The 19,767-nt window shown below is 35.4% G+C and carries 15 protein-coding genes, 2 pseudogenes and 3 riboswitches; of the genes and pseudogenes, 4 read left to right on the plus strand and 13 right to left on the minus strand.

The window, feature by feature from the left end:
* Positions 1-131: 131 nt before the first annotated feature.
* Both JNUCC51_RS10360 and JNUCC51_RS10365 read right to left on the minus strand, forming a co-directional pair.
* The gene (locus JNUCC51_RS10360) at positions 132-1,352 is read right to left on the minus strand and encodes an ATP-grasp domain-containing protein (RefSeq protein ID WP_337991921.1); all 1,221 of its coding nucleotides are present in this window, start codon (positions 1,350-1,352) and stop codon (positions 132-134) included.
* A gap of 150 nt (positions 1,353-1,502) precedes the next feature.
* Complete coding sequence (locus tag JNUCC51_RS10365) at positions 1,503-2,123, minus strand: LuxR C-terminal-related transcriptional regulator (protein ID WP_337991922.1); 621 nt, start codon at positions 2,121-2,123, stop codon at positions 1,503-1,505.
* Positions 2,124-2,345: 222 nt separating this feature from the next.
* Here JNUCC51_RS10365 and JNUCC51_RS10370 point away from each other — a divergent pair, with 222 nt between their 5' ends.
* Together JNUCC51_RS10370 and JNUCC51_RS10375 are read left to right on the plus strand one after the other, a co-directional pair.
* The gene (locus tag JNUCC51_RS10370; RefSeq protein WP_337991923.1) at positions 2,346-3,344 is read left to right on the plus strand and encodes a helix-turn-helix transcriptional regulator; all 999 of its coding nucleotides are present in this window, start codon (positions 2,346-2,348) and stop codon (positions 3,342-3,344) included.
* A 262-nt stretch (positions 3,345-3,606) separates the two neighbouring features.
* Positions 3,607-3,759 (plus strand): annotated as a pseudogene (locus JNUCC51_RS10375) (RsfA family transcriptional regulator); the annotation flags it as partial.
* A gap of 99 nt (positions 3,760-3,858) precedes the next feature.
* Here the strand turns inward: JNUCC51_RS10375 and JNUCC51_RS10380 are convergent.
* From JNUCC51_RS10380 to JNUCC51_RS10400, 5 genes and pseudogenes are all read right to left on the minus strand, one after another.
* A pseudogene (locus JNUCC51_RS10380) lies at positions 3,859-4,077 on the minus strand (AAA family ATPase); the annotation flags it as partial.
* A gap of 55 nt (positions 4,078-4,132) precedes the next feature.
* Complete coding sequence (locus JNUCC51_RS10385) at positions 4,133-4,762, minus strand: tyrosine-type recombinase/integrase (RefSeq protein WP_337991924.1); 630 nt, start codon at positions 4,760-4,762, stop codon at positions 4,133-4,135.
* Positions 4,763-4,865: 103 nt separating this feature from the next.
* Positions 4,866-6,164: a nucleobase:cation symporter-2 family protein gene (locus JNUCC51_RS10390; protein WP_337991925.1), complete on the minus strand. Its 1,299-nt coding sequence runs from the start codon at positions 6,162-6,164 to the stop codon at positions 4,866-4,868.
* Positions 6,164-6,748, minus strand: a complete 585-nt coding sequence (locus tag JNUCC51_RS10395; protein WP_337991926.1) for a xanthine phosphoribosyltransferase — start codon at positions 6,746-6,748, stop codon at positions 6,164-6,166. Before JNUCC51_RS10395 ends, JNUCC51_RS10390 begins: the two co-directional genes overlap by 1 nt.
* A gap of 189 nt (positions 6,749-6,937) precedes the next feature.
* Positions 6,938-7,039, minus strand: a riboswitch (purine riboswitch).
* A gap of 196 nt (positions 7,040-7,235) precedes the next feature.
* Positions 7,236-9,059 (minus strand): APC family permease, encoded by a 1,824-nt coding sequence (locus JNUCC51_RS10400; protein ID WP_337991927.1) that lies wholly within the window; start codon positions 9,057-9,059, stop codon positions 7,236-7,238.
* 175 nt (positions 9,060-9,234) lie between these two features.
* A riboswitch (cyclic di-AMP (ydaO/yuaA leader) is annotated at positions 9,235-9,386 on the minus strand.
* Positions 9,387-10,184: 798 nt separating this feature from the next.
* On the opposite strand from JNUCC51_RS10400, the gene JNUCC51_RS10405 reads away from it, so the two are divergent.
* Entirely contained in the window at positions 10,185-11,450 is a 1,266-nt protein-coding gene (locus JNUCC51_RS10405) for an Nramp family divalent metal transporter (RefSeq protein WP_337991928.1), read from the plus strand.
* 357 nt (positions 11,451-11,807) lie between these two features.
* Here the strand turns inward: JNUCC51_RS10405 and JNUCC51_RS10410 are convergent, their stop codons facing one another.
* The 6 genes from JNUCC51_RS10410 to JNUCC51_RS10435 form a co-directional block, all read right to left on the minus strand.
* Positions 11,808-12,497 carry an ABC transporter permease gene (locus JNUCC51_RS10410; protein ID WP_337991929.1) on the minus strand — a complete coding sequence of 230 codons (690 nt, stop codon included), beginning with the start codon at positions 12,495-12,497 and terminating at the stop codon, positions 11,808-11,810.
* Positions 12,490-13,413, minus strand: a complete 924-nt coding sequence (locus JNUCC51_RS10415) for an ABC transporter ATP-binding protein (RefSeq protein WP_134022841.1) — start codon at positions 13,411-13,413, stop codon at positions 12,490-12,492. The genes JNUCC51_RS10410 and JNUCC51_RS10415 overlap by 8 nt, the downstream gene beginning before the upstream one ends.
* Positions 13,414-13,550: 137 nt before the next feature.
* Positions 13,551-14,486, minus strand: coding sequence for a sensor histidine kinase (locus tag JNUCC51_RS10420; RefSeq protein ID WP_337991930.1), 936 nt, complete (start codon positions 14,484-14,486; stop codon positions 13,551-13,553).
* A gap of 4 nt (positions 14,487-14,490) precedes the next feature.
* Complete coding sequence (locus JNUCC51_RS10425) at positions 14,491-15,183, minus strand: response regulator transcription factor (protein ID WP_337992217.1); 693 nt, start codon at positions 15,181-15,183, stop codon at positions 14,491-14,493.
* A gap of 61 nt (positions 15,184-15,244) precedes the next feature.
* On the minus strand, positions 15,245-16,171 hold the full coding sequence (locus JNUCC51_RS10430; protein WP_337991931.1) for a serine hydrolase domain-containing protein: 927 nt from the start codon (positions 16,169-16,171) through the stop codon (positions 15,245-15,247).
* Positions 16,172-16,608: 437 nt separating this feature from the next.
* On the minus strand, positions 16,609-18,072 hold the full coding sequence (locus tag JNUCC51_RS10435) for an amino acid permease (RefSeq protein ID WP_337991932.1): 1,464 nt from the start codon (positions 18,070-18,072) through the stop codon (positions 16,609-16,611).
* A gap of 84 nt (positions 18,073-18,156) precedes the next feature.
* Positions 18,157-18,333, minus strand: a riboswitch (Lysine riboswitch).
* Between the two features lie 174 nt (positions 18,334-18,507).
* Between JNUCC51_RS10435 and JNUCC51_RS10440 the strand changes: the two genes are divergently transcribed.
* On the plus strand, positions 18,508-19,716 hold the full coding sequence (locus JNUCC51_RS10440; protein WP_337991933.1) for a CynX/NimT family MFS transporter: 1,209 nt from the start codon (positions 18,508-18,510) through the stop codon (positions 19,714-19,716).
* The last annotated feature ends 51 nt before the right edge of the window (positions 19,717-19,767 follow it).

Below are 19,767 nucleotides of genomic sequence, written 5' to 3' on the forward strand. Positions count from 1 at the left end.
CATATTACAACTATTTTTATATTTCGGTTTCAAGCTGAATATAAAAAATAAATCAGCTATTAAATCTTTGTTTAATAGCTGATCCTAAGTTATAAATATTATAATTATTATTGTTCTTCTTCATTCACAAACTATATAAGCTCGTATTGTTTAATAAACTTTACATTTTCTTTTAAGTATTTTGTTAATTCATTAATATTATTCCATAAGCAATCATAGTTTTCACCCGTAAGAACGAAAGAAGCTAGAGTATCTGCACTGTGCTTGATTTCTGATATAACTTCCCCCTTTTTTGCTCTCGGTAGATATTCTGCAACCCAATCAAATGGTATACTTACTGGAATTTCATCTAAAATCCCCTCTTGTTTAGGAAGTAAATACACAGCTGTTAACTTATCAGGAATTTCTGAAAAATGCATGTCCTCAGGAGTTAAAATATCCATCTGTAGTTTCACTATTGCTTCATCTATATCTAATCCATGGCTTTGCTTAAACATTTCTACCATGCGTCCTCCGCCAGTTCTACTTGCCGTTTCACAAAATAATAATTTATCTTCTGTTGTATGAAACAGCTCAGTATGAAAAGAAAATGGTAAATCACAACTAGGTAATACTTCTACAATTTTCTTGTTTAATTCTACTATCCTCGAAAAGATGTTTTCGCAAGGGTCAACTAATTCAACAACATGTGCGTCATTTCCGTAAAAGTAGTTTAATGTCCCATCCCTATATCTAGTAACTGTGGAAAAAACCACCTCGTTGTTAATAACAATGCCATCAACAGTATACATATTTTTATAATCTACAAATACCTCTATTATTGATTCTTCTTTGATACTTATTTTGTTGATATCTTCTTCAGATTCTATTGTCACAACTCCCATTGAACCCATACCATCCGTAGGTTTTAAAATTAAGGAAGTATTATATCTTTTATAAAAATCCAATATATCATCTTTGGTTTTTACGCTTTTAAAAGGAGCGGTTGGTATGCCGTTCTCTTGCACTATTGATTTCATTAATAATTTATCTCGATATACACTGGCACTAAATGCTTTTTGGCCTGGAATATTAAAATATTCTCTATAAAACCCCGCCCTTTTAATATCTGTCTCATCGAGAGCAACAATTCTGTTAATTGCCTTATCCTTATTTAAGCTGCACAATATAGTAAATATTTCTTGATCGTCATTATAGCTTTTAGTAGTAATAAGGTTTTTATAGCCATGTTCTAAAAAGGCATCCTTAAATTGTTCAGGTAAAATAATAAATGTATCATTCTCATTCTCATTAATCCATTCTTTCAAATTAACTATTTGGATAGGCCAACGATTTAATATAATTGTAGACATTTAATACTCCTTAATATAAATTTCATTTATTTTTTTGAAAGATATAAAGAATCATTCTAATATTCAGAATTTTACACAAATAAAACTTCTTGATAAACACCAATAATTCAAAGGATAAAATCTGTCCTAATCACCTACTAAAAAAATAAATTAACAAAACTTCGCGATTTTAACCGCTAATCCAACCCGTGATTTTACATTTAACTTTTGCATACACGAAGTAAGGTAATATTCAACTGTTCTTTTACTTATATATAAGCAATCTGCAATCTCTTGATTAGTTTTATCATTAACCAGCTGATTAAGAACTTTTAATTCCATTTCTGTTAATACTGAGGGTATATCTGTTTCATTTTTATCCTCATATAATTGAAAAGAATAATGGTGATTTTCATTTAAAAGCAACTGTTCCTTACATTTAGCAGAAATATAACACCCTCCCGCTTCTATTGCTTGAATAGCCAATATCAATTCCTTGGGACTTCCCTTTGAAACTATCCCCCATGCATTTTTAACAAGTTGTATAAGATGTAAATCCCGTGAACCTATTTGAACAATAAAAGGTATATTATTTTTGTTTATGATGGATAGCAATTCATTATTTATAAAAGAAACAATTATTAAATCAAAGTACTTTAGAAACCATTGATCATTAAGCATAACCTTGTTATTTAATATGTGAATTTCGTTTTTTCTATTGCTTTTCAAATACTTACATATGTTAGTTGCATTCTTTGTATTCTCATTATCAATCAGTAATATTCTTTTCATTTTTTAATGGTGACCAGGAATCGGTTCATCAATCGACAGAGTAGGAATATGGGGACTGCTTAATTCATTATGTGGATTCAAAACCATAGATTCCACTAAGTATCTTTCATTAATTTCCTTCATATGCATCGCCTCCTTGTGGTATTATTTTATTATCGTGTAAAATATTGTTAATTCATATATGCAATTTCGCATATAATTTTCACAAAGGAGGACTCATAGTTGTATACTACTATAGGAGAAAAGATTAAATATTATCGTAATAAGCGAAAGCTATCCAGAAGAGAATTATCTTATAATATTTGCGATGAATCTACTCTATTTCGTATAGAAAAAGGACAACACATTCCTCGTGTTGATATTTTGATGAATATATGTAAAAAACTTAATATCCATATTAGTTGTATTATTGGTGATACTGAAGATTCTAATATAGAAGTGTTAAAGCAAAATTGTAGGTACGCTTTATATAAAGAGGATTATACTTCCCTACAGTACTTCATGGAAGAAGCTGAATTAATATGTCAAACGAGTGCTGTTTTACATACTAAAAAAAGTCTTCAGAGATTCATTATGTGGATTAAAGGTATATTCTACCACATGCGTGAATGTGATTTGGAAAAAGCAGAAAAGACATTCAAGAGCCTTTTCAAAAAGAAAGTAATTACAAATGAACTAGATGTTAATATTGCGAATTCTTTAGCCTTGGTTCTGATAGAAAAGAAGAATTTTGATGAAGCCTATACATATCTTTCAAATGCATTAAAATTCTTAAAAAACGAAACATTCATTAATGATAAGTCTTTATATCCAAGAGTTAAATATAATATGGCCTATATCCAATATAAAAGAGGAAACTTTGATTTATGTAAGCAGTTTTGTTACAAAGTACAATATTTTTTAGAATCTAACCATTTATTGTATGCTATTGGAGAAGTAAAACATTTATTAGGTATACTTTATAAACGACAATCACAATTTAATGAAGCAAAAAAAAATTTAGAAGAAGCAGTAACAATCTTTTCGTTTGAAAATAGAGATATGAACTGCATACAATCACTTTTAAGTCTTCTTGATATTTTTAACATTCAGCAAGATGATCAAAATATTCAATTACTTATAGAATACTTAAATGATAGACTAGCTAATATTGAAGATAATAATGTTTTGTTACAGATTGAACAAAAAGTAGAAGATATTTTTAATTCAAATATTCCTTAAACCTGTTTAAGTAAACGGCTTTACGTTTCGTATATCATTAAAATCCAATAAGAATATACGTAAACTATTGTTTATCGTTATTTCGACCGTATTGTAATAACATAAACTAAATATTCTCAAAAATCAGTTTTCATTTCGTGAAAAGCAAACACTGTTAGATATAGATGCAATAGGATAGTCATAAATATTAAAAGCTTTAAGTTTCAATCTATCTCAAATATCAATAGCATACGCTAATAAAAACACGTATGGAGGGAATCGAATGTCTGGATCAAGACAAGATCCTTGGGCGCTGGATGAGGATTTGGTCTTAGCGGAAGTTGTGCGGAATATTAGAGAAGGTAGCACACAATTAACGGCATTTGAGGAAATTGAGACAAAATTGAATCATACAGCGGCTGAATCTGGATTCAGATGTGTCACTTTTGGAGTTATTTTGCACGTGTTTTAATCAATATTTTGCATTATAAGTAAATATTAAAACGCTATCATCATATAAAACGATAGCGTTTTTTTACTTGATTCCGATTACTAAACTATCTCGTGCGGCTTCAACAACCTCTGTTGTTATTGTTTCAAGCTTATTAATTTCGAGTATTCTTTCAATTTGAGTGAACAGTCTCTGTTTGAGCCAAAAGTTCCCTCCAGTAATCTTTATTATGCTAGTTATTGCCTCATAATCGGAAAAGCCCTCAAGCTTTATAGAAAGTCCTAACTCTCCCCAGACAATTTCCGGTTCTAAATATATTTTTCCAGCATCACTTCTTGTTTTTCGAAATATTCTCGCACTACCTTCCTAATAAATAGCGAATAATTCTAGTTTCATCCGACATCATTTTTATCTCCCTTACTAGTATATTGACAAACTCAAGATTGACTGCTTCGGAAATTCGCAATGAACTATCGTAGAGTACATGAAACAACACATAATCACGCCATTGCGGATAATATTTTTGGTCAGGTATTTCAAATAATCTTTGCATTTCATCCTTAGTTAAAAGCGTCACTTTCTTTTCATCTATTTTCAAATAATTAACTGTAAGCATAATATTGTCTTTTATTAAGTTCTCTTTTTTCAAAAAGGAATACCAAGTTTTTAGAAACCTTATTCTAGCGTTGATAGTTTGAATAGACAGTCCTCTTTTTCCTGTTTTGAAGTTGTAATGTTCTTCTCGCATATAGTTAATATAAGCCCTTACAATTTCTCCCGATAAGTCATTAACATTTTTCAACTTATAATCAGTAATCTCTAACCAATTAGTGAAAAAGCGAAAATGTTCTACATACGTGACTAGTGTTTTTTCTCGCATATTTTCTGCCTTTTTAGCTGAATAAAAATAGTCATAAGCCTGCTGTAAAGTAAGAGATACAGTATCATCATTAAAATCATCCCTTATTAAATAGCCTTTCTTCCGCATAAAAAAATGCCACCTCCTCAAATCTAAATCAATAGATAAAAGTAGGTGACAACGTTCTTTTCATCAAAATATGTGGGGTATTTAGATGAACGTTATCTAATTTTTAAGCTTCCCCATGCATTGGGTCTACCTTATGTTTAGGCCCAATCATGTTGAATAAAATATTAAGGATAATCGCTGTAACCGAACCACAGACGATACCGTTAGATGTTAGAAGAGATACACTCTCTGGTAGTGCATCGAAAATTCCAGGAACAACTGATACACCGACACCAAGACTAACTGCAATCGCAGCAATCATAGCGTTTTCCGCTGACTCATTCATAACAGGTACTAGCATGCCCATACCTTGAGTTATTACCATACCGAACATCGCAAGCATTGCCGCACCAAGTACTGGTGTTGGGATAATCGTTGTTAATGCTGCGATTTTTGGTAGGAAACCAAGTGCTACTAGTAAGCCACCTGTGATGTAAATGACTTTACGGTCTTTTACGCCCGACATACGTGTAAGTCCCACGTTTTGTGAGAATGTTGTATATGGGAAAGCGTTGAAAATACCACCGATAACAGAGGCAAGACCTTCTGAACGGTACCCACGCGATAAATCTTTTGAATCTAGTTTTTTCTTACAAATATCACTTAGGGCAAAATAAACTCCTGTTGATTCTACTAAAGAAACCATTCCTACAAGTGTCATTGTAATAATCGCAGATGCATTAAATGTTGGCATCCCGAAGTAAAATGGTTGAACCATGTGCAAGACGTCAGCATCTGACACTGGGCTAAAATCAACCTTCCCCATAAATACTCCTAGGATTGTCCCCACAACTAATCCGATTAAAATTGATATTGCACGAACGAAGCCTGTAGAAAATCGATAAACGACTAAAATAATGACCAATGTAATAAACGCTAAAGCTACATTCGAACTGGATGCAAAGTCTTCTGCACCTTGTCCACCTGCCATATTGTTTAAAGCTACTGGTAGTAAAGAAATACCGATAATCGACACGACCGAGCCTGTAACAACCGGCGGGAAGAATTTTACTAACTTACCGAAAAAGCCTGCAATAATCATAATGATTATACCTGATGCAATAATAGATCCATAAATATCAGTAATACCTTGTTCGGGATTTGTACCGATTGCTATAATTGGACTAACTGCAGTAAATGTACAGCCTAGTACTACCGGCAAACCAATACCAATCATTTTACCTGAATATACTTGTAAAAGCGTTGCGATCCCACACATCATAATGTCAATCGCTACTAAATACGTCATTTGTGCTGAATCAAAGCCAATTGCCCCACCGATAATCAGTGGCACTAAAATGGCTCCTGCATACATCGCAAGTAAATGTTGAATAGCTAGCGTCGTCGACTTAACGGTATTCATTACGCATTAGCCTCCGTAGCAAATGTTACTTCGCCATCTTCAAGAGAGTCTACAATTGCTAATGATTCCACGCGAACCCCTTGCTGGCGTAATAATTTCCCACCGTCTTGGAAGCCTTTTTCAATAACAATGCCTACACCAACAACATTTGCACCAGCTTGTGCTGCAATATCAAGCAAACCTTTGACAGCTTCCCCATTAGCTAAGAAATCATCAACAATTAGAATGTTATCATCTTCATTTAAGAAATTACGTGATACTGAAATATCATTTGTCTCATTTTTTGTGAAAGAATGTACTTTTGAAGAAAACAGATTATCTGATAGTGTTAATGATTTACGTTTGCGTGCAAACACTACAGGAGCACCGATTTCAAGACCTAGCATTACAGATGGTGCGATACCTGAAGATTCGATTGTTAATATTTTTGTAATGACTTGATCAGAGAATCGATTTGCAAATTCATGACCAATTTCCTTCATAAGCATTGGGTCAATTTGGTGGTTTAAAAATGAATCTACTTTTAATACAGATGAAGATAAAACTTTACCCTCTTGTGTAATTTTGTCGTGTAATAACTTCATTTCCTTGATAGCCTTCTTTCTTATAGTAATAACTCTTTATGAGCAACTTACATTGAGTTACAGGCGAGCGCCGCAAGCAATGTAAGTAATAAAAAACGCTGAATACTTTGATTCCAATCATCTACGAGTGGAGCAAAGCATTCAGCGTAAAAACGTCGAAACCAATAGAAAACATCTTAATATGAAGTCTTCTAAAGCATTGCTACCCATAGTCGATTCATTTACGGTAAATCGGTAGAAACTTGCGAGCCATATTCTCGCTATTATATGAGTGAAACAGTATAAAGCTGTAAGAACTTTTTTATCTTTATCACGCCTTAGCGTTTTTTCCAAAAATGGTATTTATTCGGCATGTGCTTATATCTCACACTAAATAAAGTCTGTATTTTCGGAATTTACTATCATTCTAGTAAGTTTCAATTGTAAACGTTCGTGTTTTACAACCAACGTAATGATTATATCAGACTATTTTCGAGCTTGCTAGTCATTATTTTGTTAAATGGAAAGGCACTGTCATAATGACGATATTTCTGTGAAATAACAGCGAAGCGCGAATTAATAGACTCGATTGATTGTGTAACATATGATGCCATCCTTTTTTTGGTAAAAACTGTGGGATGATAACTGTTAATTGATAGCCAGATTTCGTACATTGATGTTCAACCTTATCAATAAACTTCATCAGTGGCTGTGTAATGCTTCGATATGGAGAATAGTATGTTACAAGGCGTATATCTGGCTGCCAAGCTTTCCATTTCTCCTCAAATGCTTTTGCTTCTGCTTGATCGAAGGCTACATAAAAGGCAATAATTTTATCAACGTTTAATGTCTGCGCGTAATGTATTGTATTTTCGACTACTTTCGTAATACCTGCAACAGGGACAATGAAAACATTACCCTCAACATTCGGTAATTCCACATTATCTAATCTTAGCTGTTCACCAACTGTTTTGTAATGATGTTTAATACGGTGGAACGTCCAAATAATAATTGGTAAAAAGATAAATACTGGCCATACTTGAGGCAATTTTGTCACAAAGAACATCATGGCTACAATAAAGGAAATGATCGCACCAACCGTATTGATCATAAATTTAGCAAGCCAACCTTTTGGTTTTTCACGCCACCATTTTCTCATCATTCCAGCCTGCGCTAAAGTAAATGGAATAAACACACCTACTGCATAAAGTGGAATCAAATGCTCTGTTGTTCCACCAAATAAAAAGATTAAAACAATGGCACCTAACCCAAGCATCATAATGCCATTTGAATAACCAAGTCGATCCCCACGAATTTGGAATATTCTTGGGATAAAACCGTCCTTCGATAAATTGACAGCCAGTAAAGGAAAGGCCGAATAACCTGTATTCGCAGCAAGTACTAATATCATCGCTGTTGTTCCTTGTACTATATAATAAAAAATATTACGACCTACACTTGCCTCCGCAATTTGTGAGACAACCGTTTCTTTCGCATTTGGAGCAACTCCATAAAAATATGCTAGACTCACAATACCGATAAATAACACTGCTAAAATACCGCCCATAGCTAGTAATGTTTTAGACGCATTTTTCGGCGCTGGATCTCTAAAATTAGGAATAGCATTTGAAATTGCTTCGACACCAGTCAAAGCTGAGCTTCCTGATGCAAATGCTTTTAATAATATAAATAAACTAATTCCTGCAACTGGTGTACCGACCTTTGGATGCAACTCTGCAGGAACTTGCCCTGTTACTACGTTATAAATCCCTACCCCGATTAACATCAGCATTACGATCACAAACAAATAAACTGGATACGCTAAAATAGATGCTGATTCTGTAACACCACGTAGGTTTAAAATCGTTAAACATATAACAAAAAACACAGCGATTACAACGTTATAGGGGTGAAGACTTGGAAATGCCGAAGTAATGGCATCTGTTCCAGCCGATACACTTACCGCAACTGTTAAAATATAATCGACAAGCAATGATCCCCCGGCGACCAGACCAGCATTGACGCCTAAATTTTCCCGAGAAACTACATATGCTCCACCACCATGTGGATACGCATAAATAACCTGACGATACGAGAAAATAAGTGCTGTCAGTAACACAACTACCCCAGCAGCAATCGGTAAAGAATACCAAAAGGCAACCGTACTTACTGTCATGAGTACAATTAATATTTGCTCAGGCCCATACGCTACTGATGACAAAGCATCAGAAGATAGTATGGCAAGTGCTTTTGTTTTACTAAGCTTTTGTTCCCCTAACGCATCAGATCTCAATGGTTTACCGATAATATAACGTTTTAATGAGGATTTCATATTCGACACCTTCTAGTTTCATAGAATGTGTTTCGCATTTCTAAATCGATAACACTTTAGCATAATCGGTTTTGTTCCATTCACCGGGGCCTTGTTTCATAAAATGAAGATAAAAAAATCTACAAGCCATCACTAAATAAGACTTGTAGACGTTCATTCGTCTGCCAAGCTCCACTTTTCTGCTCTTAACGCTTACGAGGTTAGCTGTCGGATTCGGGCCTGAGTAGCCCTACCCCTCAATAAATGAAGAGATTCACCCCAAGGATTACCTATGTAATCCGTAACAATTGGGTCCCCCGCGTCTAATTGCTTCAGCGATTTAGAAATTTGAAACTTTTATAATGATGTCATATTACGCCTGTATTAAGAAAAAGTAAAGATGAAGAAAACGGTTACAAAAAATTTATTTTACTTGATATTTTTGTATGCGGGCCCTCTACCATAACGTGCTGAGATTTCAGCTCCGACTGGTTGCTTTCCTAGGAAGCCGCTTCGCTTGTATTTCAGAGTCTCGTGTGTGAAGCGGAGTCGCTAAATCTCACCCTAATCATTCCTCAACTTTGGAGACGATTCTTTACTATTTGAAGAATAACGTTTTAATATTGGTAGAAAATATGTGAATACCCTAATCGGCATAAGTGGTCTGGAATTGGCTTTGTACTTAGGCCTGCACAATGTTTTTTGCTCGATAGCGTAGCGTTAGCAGCAGACATTTGGAACCCGATGAAAAATTATCTAAACCTGCATTCATCTCACCACCTATAGAGGAGGGAGACATTTGTAACTACCTTTTCACTTTCGTTACAAAAAAACAATTGATGTAAGAAGTTAAAAGCCACCTTATAAGTATATTCCCTCTTTTAAAATGGCTAAGTACATTAATCCTTGATCATTTTCAAATGAATCGAATATTTTGCTATTATGCTTCAATACATTATGGTACACAAACAAAAATCAAAGATCTTCAATGACAATTGATTTACTATATCAAAAAAATTTTGAATTAAGTAAAAAATTGAGCAAACTCCTTCACATTTTCTTCTTTTAACTATAAAATAAGTATATATAATTTTCCTCTAGGAAACTTTATTTCACTTGTGATACTCTTTGAAATGAGGGAACAACATGGTTTATAAACGAATGACGAAATCGTCTGCAGAGGCGGTTTTAGATGGAGATATAAAAGGTTGGCGACGAATCTTACCGTTTCTTGGCCCAGCCTTCATCGCTTCAGTTGCCTATATTGATCCAGGCAACTTCGCAACAAATATTACAGCAGGTTCACAATATGGATATTTACTGCTGTGGGTAATCGCCTTTTCCAATTTAATGGCGGTGTTAATTCAATCCTTGTCAGCAAAGCTTGGCATTGCGACAGGTAAAAATTTACCCGAAGTAGCACGTGAACATTTTTCTAAAAAAACTTCTATATTTTTATGGATACAGGCTGAATTGGTCATTATTGCAACAGACCTAGCAGAATTTATTGGTGCGGCACTAGGGCTGTACTTGTTATTCAATATTCCAATGTTGCCTGCAGCGCTTATTACAGCGGTGGGCTCATTTGCTATTTTAGAATTACAACGCAGAGGCTTTAGAGCGTTTGAGGCGGGTATTTCTGGCATGGTGCTTATTGTCGTTTTAGCGTTTGCATTCCAGACATTTTTAGCACAACCAAATTGGGGCGAAGTAACAATAGGCATGTTCACACCGCGCTTTAATGGAGTAGATTCTATTTTACTAGCAACAGGTATTTTAGGAGCAACGGTCATGCCACACGCTATTTACTTGCATTCTTCCTTAACCCAAAATCGTATCGTTGGCCGAAATGATGCTGAAAAAAGACGTATATTCCGTTTTGAGTTTATTGATATAATCATCGCAATGGTTATTGCCGGTGCCATCAATATGAGTATGCTTATTATTGCCGCAGCCGTATTCCATACACAAGGTGTTGTAGTGGAAGATTTAGATATCGCTTATAACGGATTAAAAGAGGCGCTTGGTCCGATGGCGGCAGTGTCCTTTGGTCTTGGACTTCTCATTGCAGGTCTTGCTAGTTCTTCAGTTGGTACACTAGCAGGTGATGTTGTGATGCAAGGCTTTATTAGAAAGAAAATTCCGCTCTATTTACGCCGCGCTGTTACAATGTTACCTCCTTTGGTCATCATTGCATCCGGCGTTAATGCGACTTACGCGCTTGTCCTAAGCCAGGTTATTTTATCCTTTGGTATTGCATTTGCTCTTATACCGCTTGTTATGTTTACAAGTAAGCGTGATATTATGGGAAGCTTAGTCAATCATCGTATTACAACAATATTAGGATGGATTGTCGTAGCGATTGTAGTTACTTTAAATCTTTATTTATTATGGCAAACAGTATTTGGTTGAAAAAATGCCAGCCACAAAACCTCAAATTTGGTTTTGTGGCTGGCATTTCTACATGTAAGGGACTACTCCATAATGTGTGGTTGATTTCCGTTCCGACTGGGTACTTTGCTTTCGCATAGAGCAAAGCTTGCCGGGGGCATCCGATGAGCCGCTTGGGCAACAGGTATTTTTTGCGCGAAAGCGTAGAGCTAACGTAGCGGCAGCAACATGGGTTTATTCTGTGCGAAAGCGTAGTGCAACGAAGCGACAGCAGGATGTTGATCACGAAGCATTATCACAGGATGTGATGCTCTTAGCCTTCGTTCCCCTATCGTTTTAACAATTGTCGCCCCTACTACAATGCGCTATTTTTTACCTTTAAATATCTACCTTCTCAATGTTCCGAAATGATAAGTAGGCCACGCTTATACCGATTATAGCTAAAGTGATTGGTATAAAAATAATATCATACAAGGTGAAGTTACCCGAATTTGATGATACGACCATTGCGATTAATATAGAAGATACAATCGTTGCCGGAATGGAGTATTTTCTCATACCGAAATACAATGGTATTAATGCGATGCATGATGCTGAAACTGCATTCATAACCACAGCGGGAATTCGTTGTATTACGGAAGAGAACGTTACCACATCTGGAAGCAATTGAAAATAACTGCTAACAACACTAAAAATTGCTGTAATAAAAATTGTCGAGAAAATAATTGCACTAAAGGTAAAAAGAACAACTATGCCAAGCTTTGAAGCAATTAGTTTTTTTCTATTGATCGGGTACATAAAGGCTACAGTGATCGTTTTATATTTGAATTCTCCAATAATAAACTTGGCGATTAACACACTACCAAAAATAATAAATACTACTCTTACAAATGTATCTATGAGACCAAATGCCGTCTGATAAGTTCTAAAATCTTGATCTCCTTCTACTTTAGTAATAAATAGAAGCATAAATATAACAGCTAATATCACAAAATCTGCGAAAATAGCTCGTTTTATATATGAACCAATATGATATTTTTTCATTTCTAGACGCATTAAATTAAGCACTAGCGACACCTCCATTGATTAATTTCAAGAAATAATCCTCTAATGAGCTTGTTTTTTTGCTAATGCCCTCAATTTCAATATCATGCTCAATCAATGTTTTAGATAGCACCTTTTGTGAAGCTGTCGATTCATAAATTCGAATACATGTATCATCCATTAGTTTGAAATTAGTAATATTTAATTTACTTTCTATAATAAAGGCAGCCTTTTTCCCATCATTGACAATCACTTCAATATAATCTGCTTGACTACGATTGACAGCATCCATTGATACTTCCTTAATTAATCTTCCATCTTTAATAACCCCAACTGTATCTGCCAATTGCTCAATTTCACCCAAAATATGACTAGAGATAATAATCGTAATTCCATACTCTTTACAAAGCATCTTGAATAGTTCTCGAAGCTCTTTAATGCCAACTGGATCTAGTCCATTTATCGGCTCGTCTAAAATAAGTAATTCCGGCTTAGTAATAATTGCACGTGCAATACCCAACCGTTGTTTCATCCCTAGAGAAAAGTCTTTTACACGTTTCTTCTCAGTGTTTGTTAGTTTCACTAGATCTAGGACATGGGCAATCTCTTTCTTGTCATAATAGCCCATATATTCACAATGTAATTCTAACGTTTCCTTTGCTGTTAAATCTTCATAGAAAATTGGATATTCAATAATCGTTCCCATTCTTTTCAGCACGTCGTATGAGCGGTCCATTAATTTTTCACCAAATATTTCGATATCTCCACTCGTTGGCTTCGTAAGGTTTGTTAGCATTTTCATTACTGTCGTTTTACCAGCACCATTAGGACCTAAAAAACCGTAAATCTCTCCCTTTTTAACATGCATAGTCACAGCAGAAACAACTTCTTTTCCCTCAAACACCTTTGTAAGCTGATTTGTTTTCACAATATATGTCATGTAGATCTCTCCCTTTAATTTAGCTACCTTTATTATAAAAAATGAAACTCTCTAATTTATTACTTGATTCTTACAAATTTCTTAAGGGCAGAAGAAAAGCCTGTAAAGCCATAAAATTGCTCTACAAGCATGACTGCTCAGTATGTTATTCGTTTTAAAGAAACTGTAAAAATGGTCTTCTCATATGGGATACTGGAAAGCTGGATGGAACCCTCCATTAATTCTACAAGGCGTTTTGTAATAGTTAAGCCAAGGCCACTCCCTTGAAAGGATTTATTTCTGGAATCCTCAAGCGTATACATTCTTTCAAAAACATTATCAATATGATATTCGTCAATCCCCTTACCACGATCCCAGACATCAATGAAAATATTAGTATCATCATTTCTTACTGTGAGGCCAATGATGTTTCCCGCTGCCCCATAGGCAACAGCATTTGACAGTAAATTATTCAGAACCCTATCTAACGCTTCTTCATTGCCAAATGCATATACGGACATCTCTGGTATTGCTATATCGATTTCTAGTCCCATAGAAGTGACCATATCGTAAAATGATAAAATATTTTTTCGGCAAATTTCATTAACATTAATTTTCGTCATTGGATAATCTGTATCTCCTGCCTCCAATTTTGCCAGGTCAAAAAATGTATGGATTATTTTTAATACTTCCAATGATTTCGAATGAACGCCCTTGAGCAACCGGCGCTGCTCCTCTTCACTAAGTGATTGCTTCAGCTGTAGCATTTCCGTATAACCTAGTACAACTGTTAAAGGTGTTTTAAGATCATGTGAAATATTGGCTAACATTTTTTTCATAGAGCTTTCCATTTTTCGATGTGTCGCCGATACTCTTTGATTGTGATCTAACAACGCATTCATCGCAATAAGTAGTTGCTGTAATTCTTGATTTGCTGTCGGCACTAAAATCTTTTCGCTCGATTGTTCGTTAATGATTGCTTGCAGTTTTTGATGCATGTATTGAATAGAAGCGTTTTGTTGTTTTTTAACTCTCACCTGAAAAATAATAATGCCTACAAGTAACACAATCATCAGTAATAGAAATATAATCATCTGTTTATCCTTCAAATTTATAGCCGATTCCCCAAAGTGTTTTAATATATAGCGGATTGGATGGATCGTCTTCTATTTTTTCACGCAATCTTCTTATATGTACATTAATAATATTTTCATCCCCATAGTAAGCATCATTCCAAATCAATTGGTAAATTTGTTGCTTTGTAAAAACCCGATTACGGTTTGTCACGAATAATTTTAAGATAGCAAATTCCTTTGATGTGAGTTTTACTTGTTGTCCATTCTTCTCAGCTGAAAAATTAACAAGGTCGATCGATAAGTTGTCTATCTCTACTATATCTTTCTTCTCCTCTACTTGACTGGAGTATTTCGTAGCTCTTCGAATTGCGGCTTTGACACGTGCTGAAAATTCCAGCATTGAGAATGGCTTAGCGATATAATCATCTGCCCCTAATCCTAATCCTAACGCTTTATCAACATCACTATCCTTAGCTGACATAATGATTATTGGAAGTGATGCTTGCTCTCGTATAATCTTTAAAACTTCTAATCCATTAAGTTTCGGTATCATAATATCTAAGATCACTAAATCAAAGTGATTGTTTAAACAATTTTGTAATGCTTCCTCACCATTTACCGCAGAGGTGACAAGGAACCCCTCCATCGTTAAATAGTTTTCCACCATTTCACGAATGGCTTCGTCATCTTCTACTAGTAATATATTGTTTTGCACTTTCATGCACCTCTCTTCTAAAATCTATAAATTTTATTTTATTGGTTTAGCACCATAACGATTATCTCAAGATATAATACTTTATTAATTGAAGCGGTAATAAACTAGTTTCATACAAATCACCTGTGATAGTAATAACTAGTTCTTCCTTTGGCCAAATAAAAATATATTGCCCCCCATAACCTAATGCAAAGAAATATTGATTATCTACCGAAAAAGCTTTAGTTTCATTCTGTTTATTTACCCACCAATGCATCCCGTAATAACCAATTTTGTCATAAGTCATTAAATTAGGCTTTATCGAATGGTTAATCCAATCCTCTGAAACTATCCTTTTCTCGTTATATACACCCTTCTTTAAAACTAAGAGCCCAACTTTCATCATATCTTCTGCCTTTAATAAAAGACCATCTGCCCCTTTACTAATTTTCTTCTTATCCTCGTACCATTGATATTCGAGAATACCCAATGGTTGAAATAAATAACGATTGGCAAATTCTTTTGTTTTCATATTCGTAACTTTCTGCAATATAGCAGAAAGTATATGGGAGCAACCCGAGTTATAATTCATATGCGTACCAACTGGATGCACCATCGGGCGATCTATTATAAATTTTACTATATCAGAATGAAATACCATAGGAGCAAAACAATTCCATTCCCCAAATTCCGGGAAATCTAACCCTTCCGTCATTGTTAAAAGATGATATATTGTCATATCCATTTTACGTTTATCATCTTGCCGTTCGAATAGTTCAGGAAAAAAAGTATGGACAGGTATATGAATAGATTCCAAATATTTTTGATCTATTGCAATGCCAAATAGAATTGAAAGAATACTCTTTGTACAAGAATTAATTTTATGAAGTTTCTGTTGTTGTTTCTTATTTTTATAGTATCGAAATATCGTTTTACCATGACTATTAATCAAAAAAGTATTAATCTTTTCTTTTTTTAATCTATATTGTAAAAATGGGTAGTCTATCATTTTTCCCCCTCTGATTATTTTTCTTCACCTATTGGGCTTTTCCGTGCAGTTATTTTTGCTTTCGGTATAAATAATTGCTGCCCGTTAATAGTGGATAAATTATTTATAATTTGGGCCATCACCAAAACGAGGGGTTGATTTCCGTTCCGGCTGGGCGTTTTTATCGCTGCCGCTTCGCTTTCGCGCAGAGCAAAGCTTCCTGGGGTGTCCGATGAGCCGCTTCGCCTCGCTCCAGTGTCTTATCTAAGACGCTGATTCCCATGGAGTCACCCAGCCTCCACTCCAATCAACTAATAACCAAAAATATTATCAACTACTTGTGGTTATTGATCTATAATTTACCATATGTAATATCTTTGTTTCATATATCTTTTGCAAAATAGTAAAAAAAGCCGTTCCATAACCATCATTCAATGGATTATAGAACAGCTTTAATATTAGTCTTCCACCTTTAAATCACATTCTTTAAGTGGAAGCATTTTTGTTTTATGCTTGATTTTATAGCCAAGCCATAACAGCAAGAAAAGAGGAATACCGATATACGAGACAAGGACTCCGTACCAATCTACTGTATCACCCATAAAGGCATTGTAGTTTTGTCCAATAACAACAATCATACAAACCGTAAAGGCAAATAGCGGACCGAATGGGAACAGCTTTGCTCTATACGGCAATAATTTCGGATCTAAGCCTTGTGCCTCGAATGCTCGACGGAAGCGGTAATGGCTAAATGCAATACCTAACCAAGCAATGAATCCAGACATTCCTGAGGCATTTAGAAGCCACATGTAGACCACACCATCACCAAAGAATGAAGCTAAAAATGCTAGGGAGCCTACAGCTAAAGTCGCCAGCAATGCGTAAATCGGAATACCTCGACGGCTTAGTTTAGTGAAAAATTTCGGTGCATGTCCATCTACCGCTAATTGCCAAAGCATACGAGAAGATGCGTACAGCCCTGAATTCCCTGCTGACAGCATTGCCGTTAGAATGATAGCATTCATCAATGATGCCGCAAAGGCAATTCCTAAACGGTCGAACACCAGTGTAAATGGTGAAACAGCGATATCTTCAGATAATAAACGTGCGTCTGTAAATGGAATCAACAACCCAATTGCACCGATTGCTAAAATATAGAACAAAAGAATTCGCCAGAAAACAGACTTAACTGCTTTCGGAATATTTTTACCAGGATCATCTGTTTCACCTGCTGTTATTCCAAGTAGCTCTGTCCCTTGGAACGAGAATCCTGCAGCTAAGAAAATACCAAATGTAGCAAGGAATCCACCGTGGAATGGTCCATCACTAATAAAGAAATTCGTAAAGCCTACCGGAGCGTTTCCTCCTAAAATACCAAAAATCATTAAAAAACTGATGATAATAAAAATGATTACAGTTACAACCTTTATCATGGCAAACCAATATTCACTTTCACCATAGCTTTTTACCGATAATAGATTGAACGTTAAAACGACGGCAATAAATAAAACAGTCCAAAGTGCTGATGAGCTATCTGGGAACCAATATTTCATAATTAATGATACAGCAGAAATTTCTGCTGCAATTGTAATTGCCCAGTTGTACCAGTAGTTCCAACCAAGTGCAAAGCCTAGAGCTGGGTCTACAAACTTTGTAGCATAAGTACTAAATGAACCCGATGATGGCATATAGGCTGCCATTTCGCCTAAGCTCGTCATTAAAAAATACACCATGATACCGATTAATGCATAAGCGAGTAGTGCACCTCCAGGTCCTGCTTGTGCAATTGCACCACCACTAGCTAAAAACAATCCAGTACCGATTGTACCGCCTAATGAAATCATTGTAATATGACGGCTTTTTAATTCTTTTTTCAGCTTCGGCGCTTTATGTCCGAGCTGATTGACTTTTATTTCACTCACAATATAGCTTCCTTCCTTTTAAGAGGCAAAAAAATGCCATCACATGAACGTTACTGTGATGGCTAAGTAAATCCTCTGTTCTTTCAAAATGATAGCTCAACACGTTGTCCAAACGTGACAGTTCTGTTCCTTTCGGAGACAGCCCCAGCATGAGGTTTTCAAGTCCCCTCACACTTCGGCAGTATTTCCTTTCAGCTAATTTCTCAAATGCTTGTCATTTCCATTAACATACTCTTAAATACCGCGACCTCTACCTCAATATAAACATGAGGCATTAAATATTAAATTTATGATGGGTATTAGTTTAACATATGACCTATGACATTTCAATAACCAGAGTAATGTTCTGTATTTTGTGAATTTTCAACTATTTTTATTAATGTGATAAAGTGGTATAGTGATTCAATCAAAATTGTTCTAACAGGGGGGATTTATTTGACTACTCATGAACATACCGATACTTATCCTAGCAGGAAAATTAACTGGAAAGGTACAACCTTATTACTAGTTATCGGAGTAATTTGTATTGCCTCGACATTACGGATGCCGCTAACAGTTGTTGGACCTATTACTTCCTTTATTCGTGAAGACCTCGGCATATCCCATGTACTAGCAGGCTTTCTAACGACGATTCCATTGCTAGCATTTGCAATCATTTCACCATTTGCACCAATTGTCGCACGTAAATTCGGACTAGAATTAACATTATTTTTATCGACTATTCTATTAGCGGTAGGGATTGTATTACGCTCCCTTGGCACAACTAGTTTACTTATTTTTGGTACTATGCTAATTGGTATAGCCATTTCATTCGGTAACGTACTAATTCCGGGATTACTTAAATTGAAATTTCCCTATCACGTAGGTTTACTTATGGCATTTTTTACAATGTCGATGAATTTGACAGCTGGACTCGGCGCTGGCATTAGCTATCCTATTGCCAACTCATCACTCGGTTGGCAAGGTGCACTGGCAATCGCACTTGTTCTTGTGGTGTTAACCATCTTAATTTGGATTCCACAGTTGAAATTTAATAAGCCTGAACCGAATGTTGAGACTACGAAAGAACGTATACCATTATGGAAATCACCTGTTACTTGGGCAGTAACAGGGGCTATGGGATTTCAGTCATTATTATTCTACACAACTGCCGCTTGGATTCCTGAAATATATATAGCACAAGGATTAGCTGCAGATCGTGCAGGCTGGATGTTTTCCATCATGCAATTTTCACAAGTTCCAATGGCTTTAGCTGTGCCTATTATCGCTAGTAAAATGACATCTCAACGTCCTCTCGTATTAATGTTTACGGCATTTTACTTAGTTGGCTTTATCGGGGTAGTCATGGAATGGACAAGCCTCGCTGTACTATGGATGGTGCTACTAGGCTTAGCCGGAGGTGCTTCATTCGCATTAGCGATGATGTTCTTTACACTACGTACCCGTACAGCTTTAGAAGCAGCTGATTTATCAGGATTCGCACAATCATTAGGATATTTATTAGCCGCAATCGGTCCAATTTTATTTGGATATTTACATGATTTATTTGGTGGCTGGAATATAGCAGGTTGGTTATTTGTTATCGTAGTATTGATACTTTTCTTATGTTCATTTAGGGCTTCTAAAAATGAATATGTGAATTAAATAAGGTGGCTCATGAGCTTCTTTAAGCGGATGTCTTTTGTACCGAAAGCG

The organism is Lysinibacillus sp. JNUCC 51, from assembly GCF_015999525.1.
Classification (GTDB): Bacteria; Bacillota; Bacilli; order Bacillales_A; family Planococcaceae; genus Lysinibacillus; species Lysinibacillus xylanilyticus.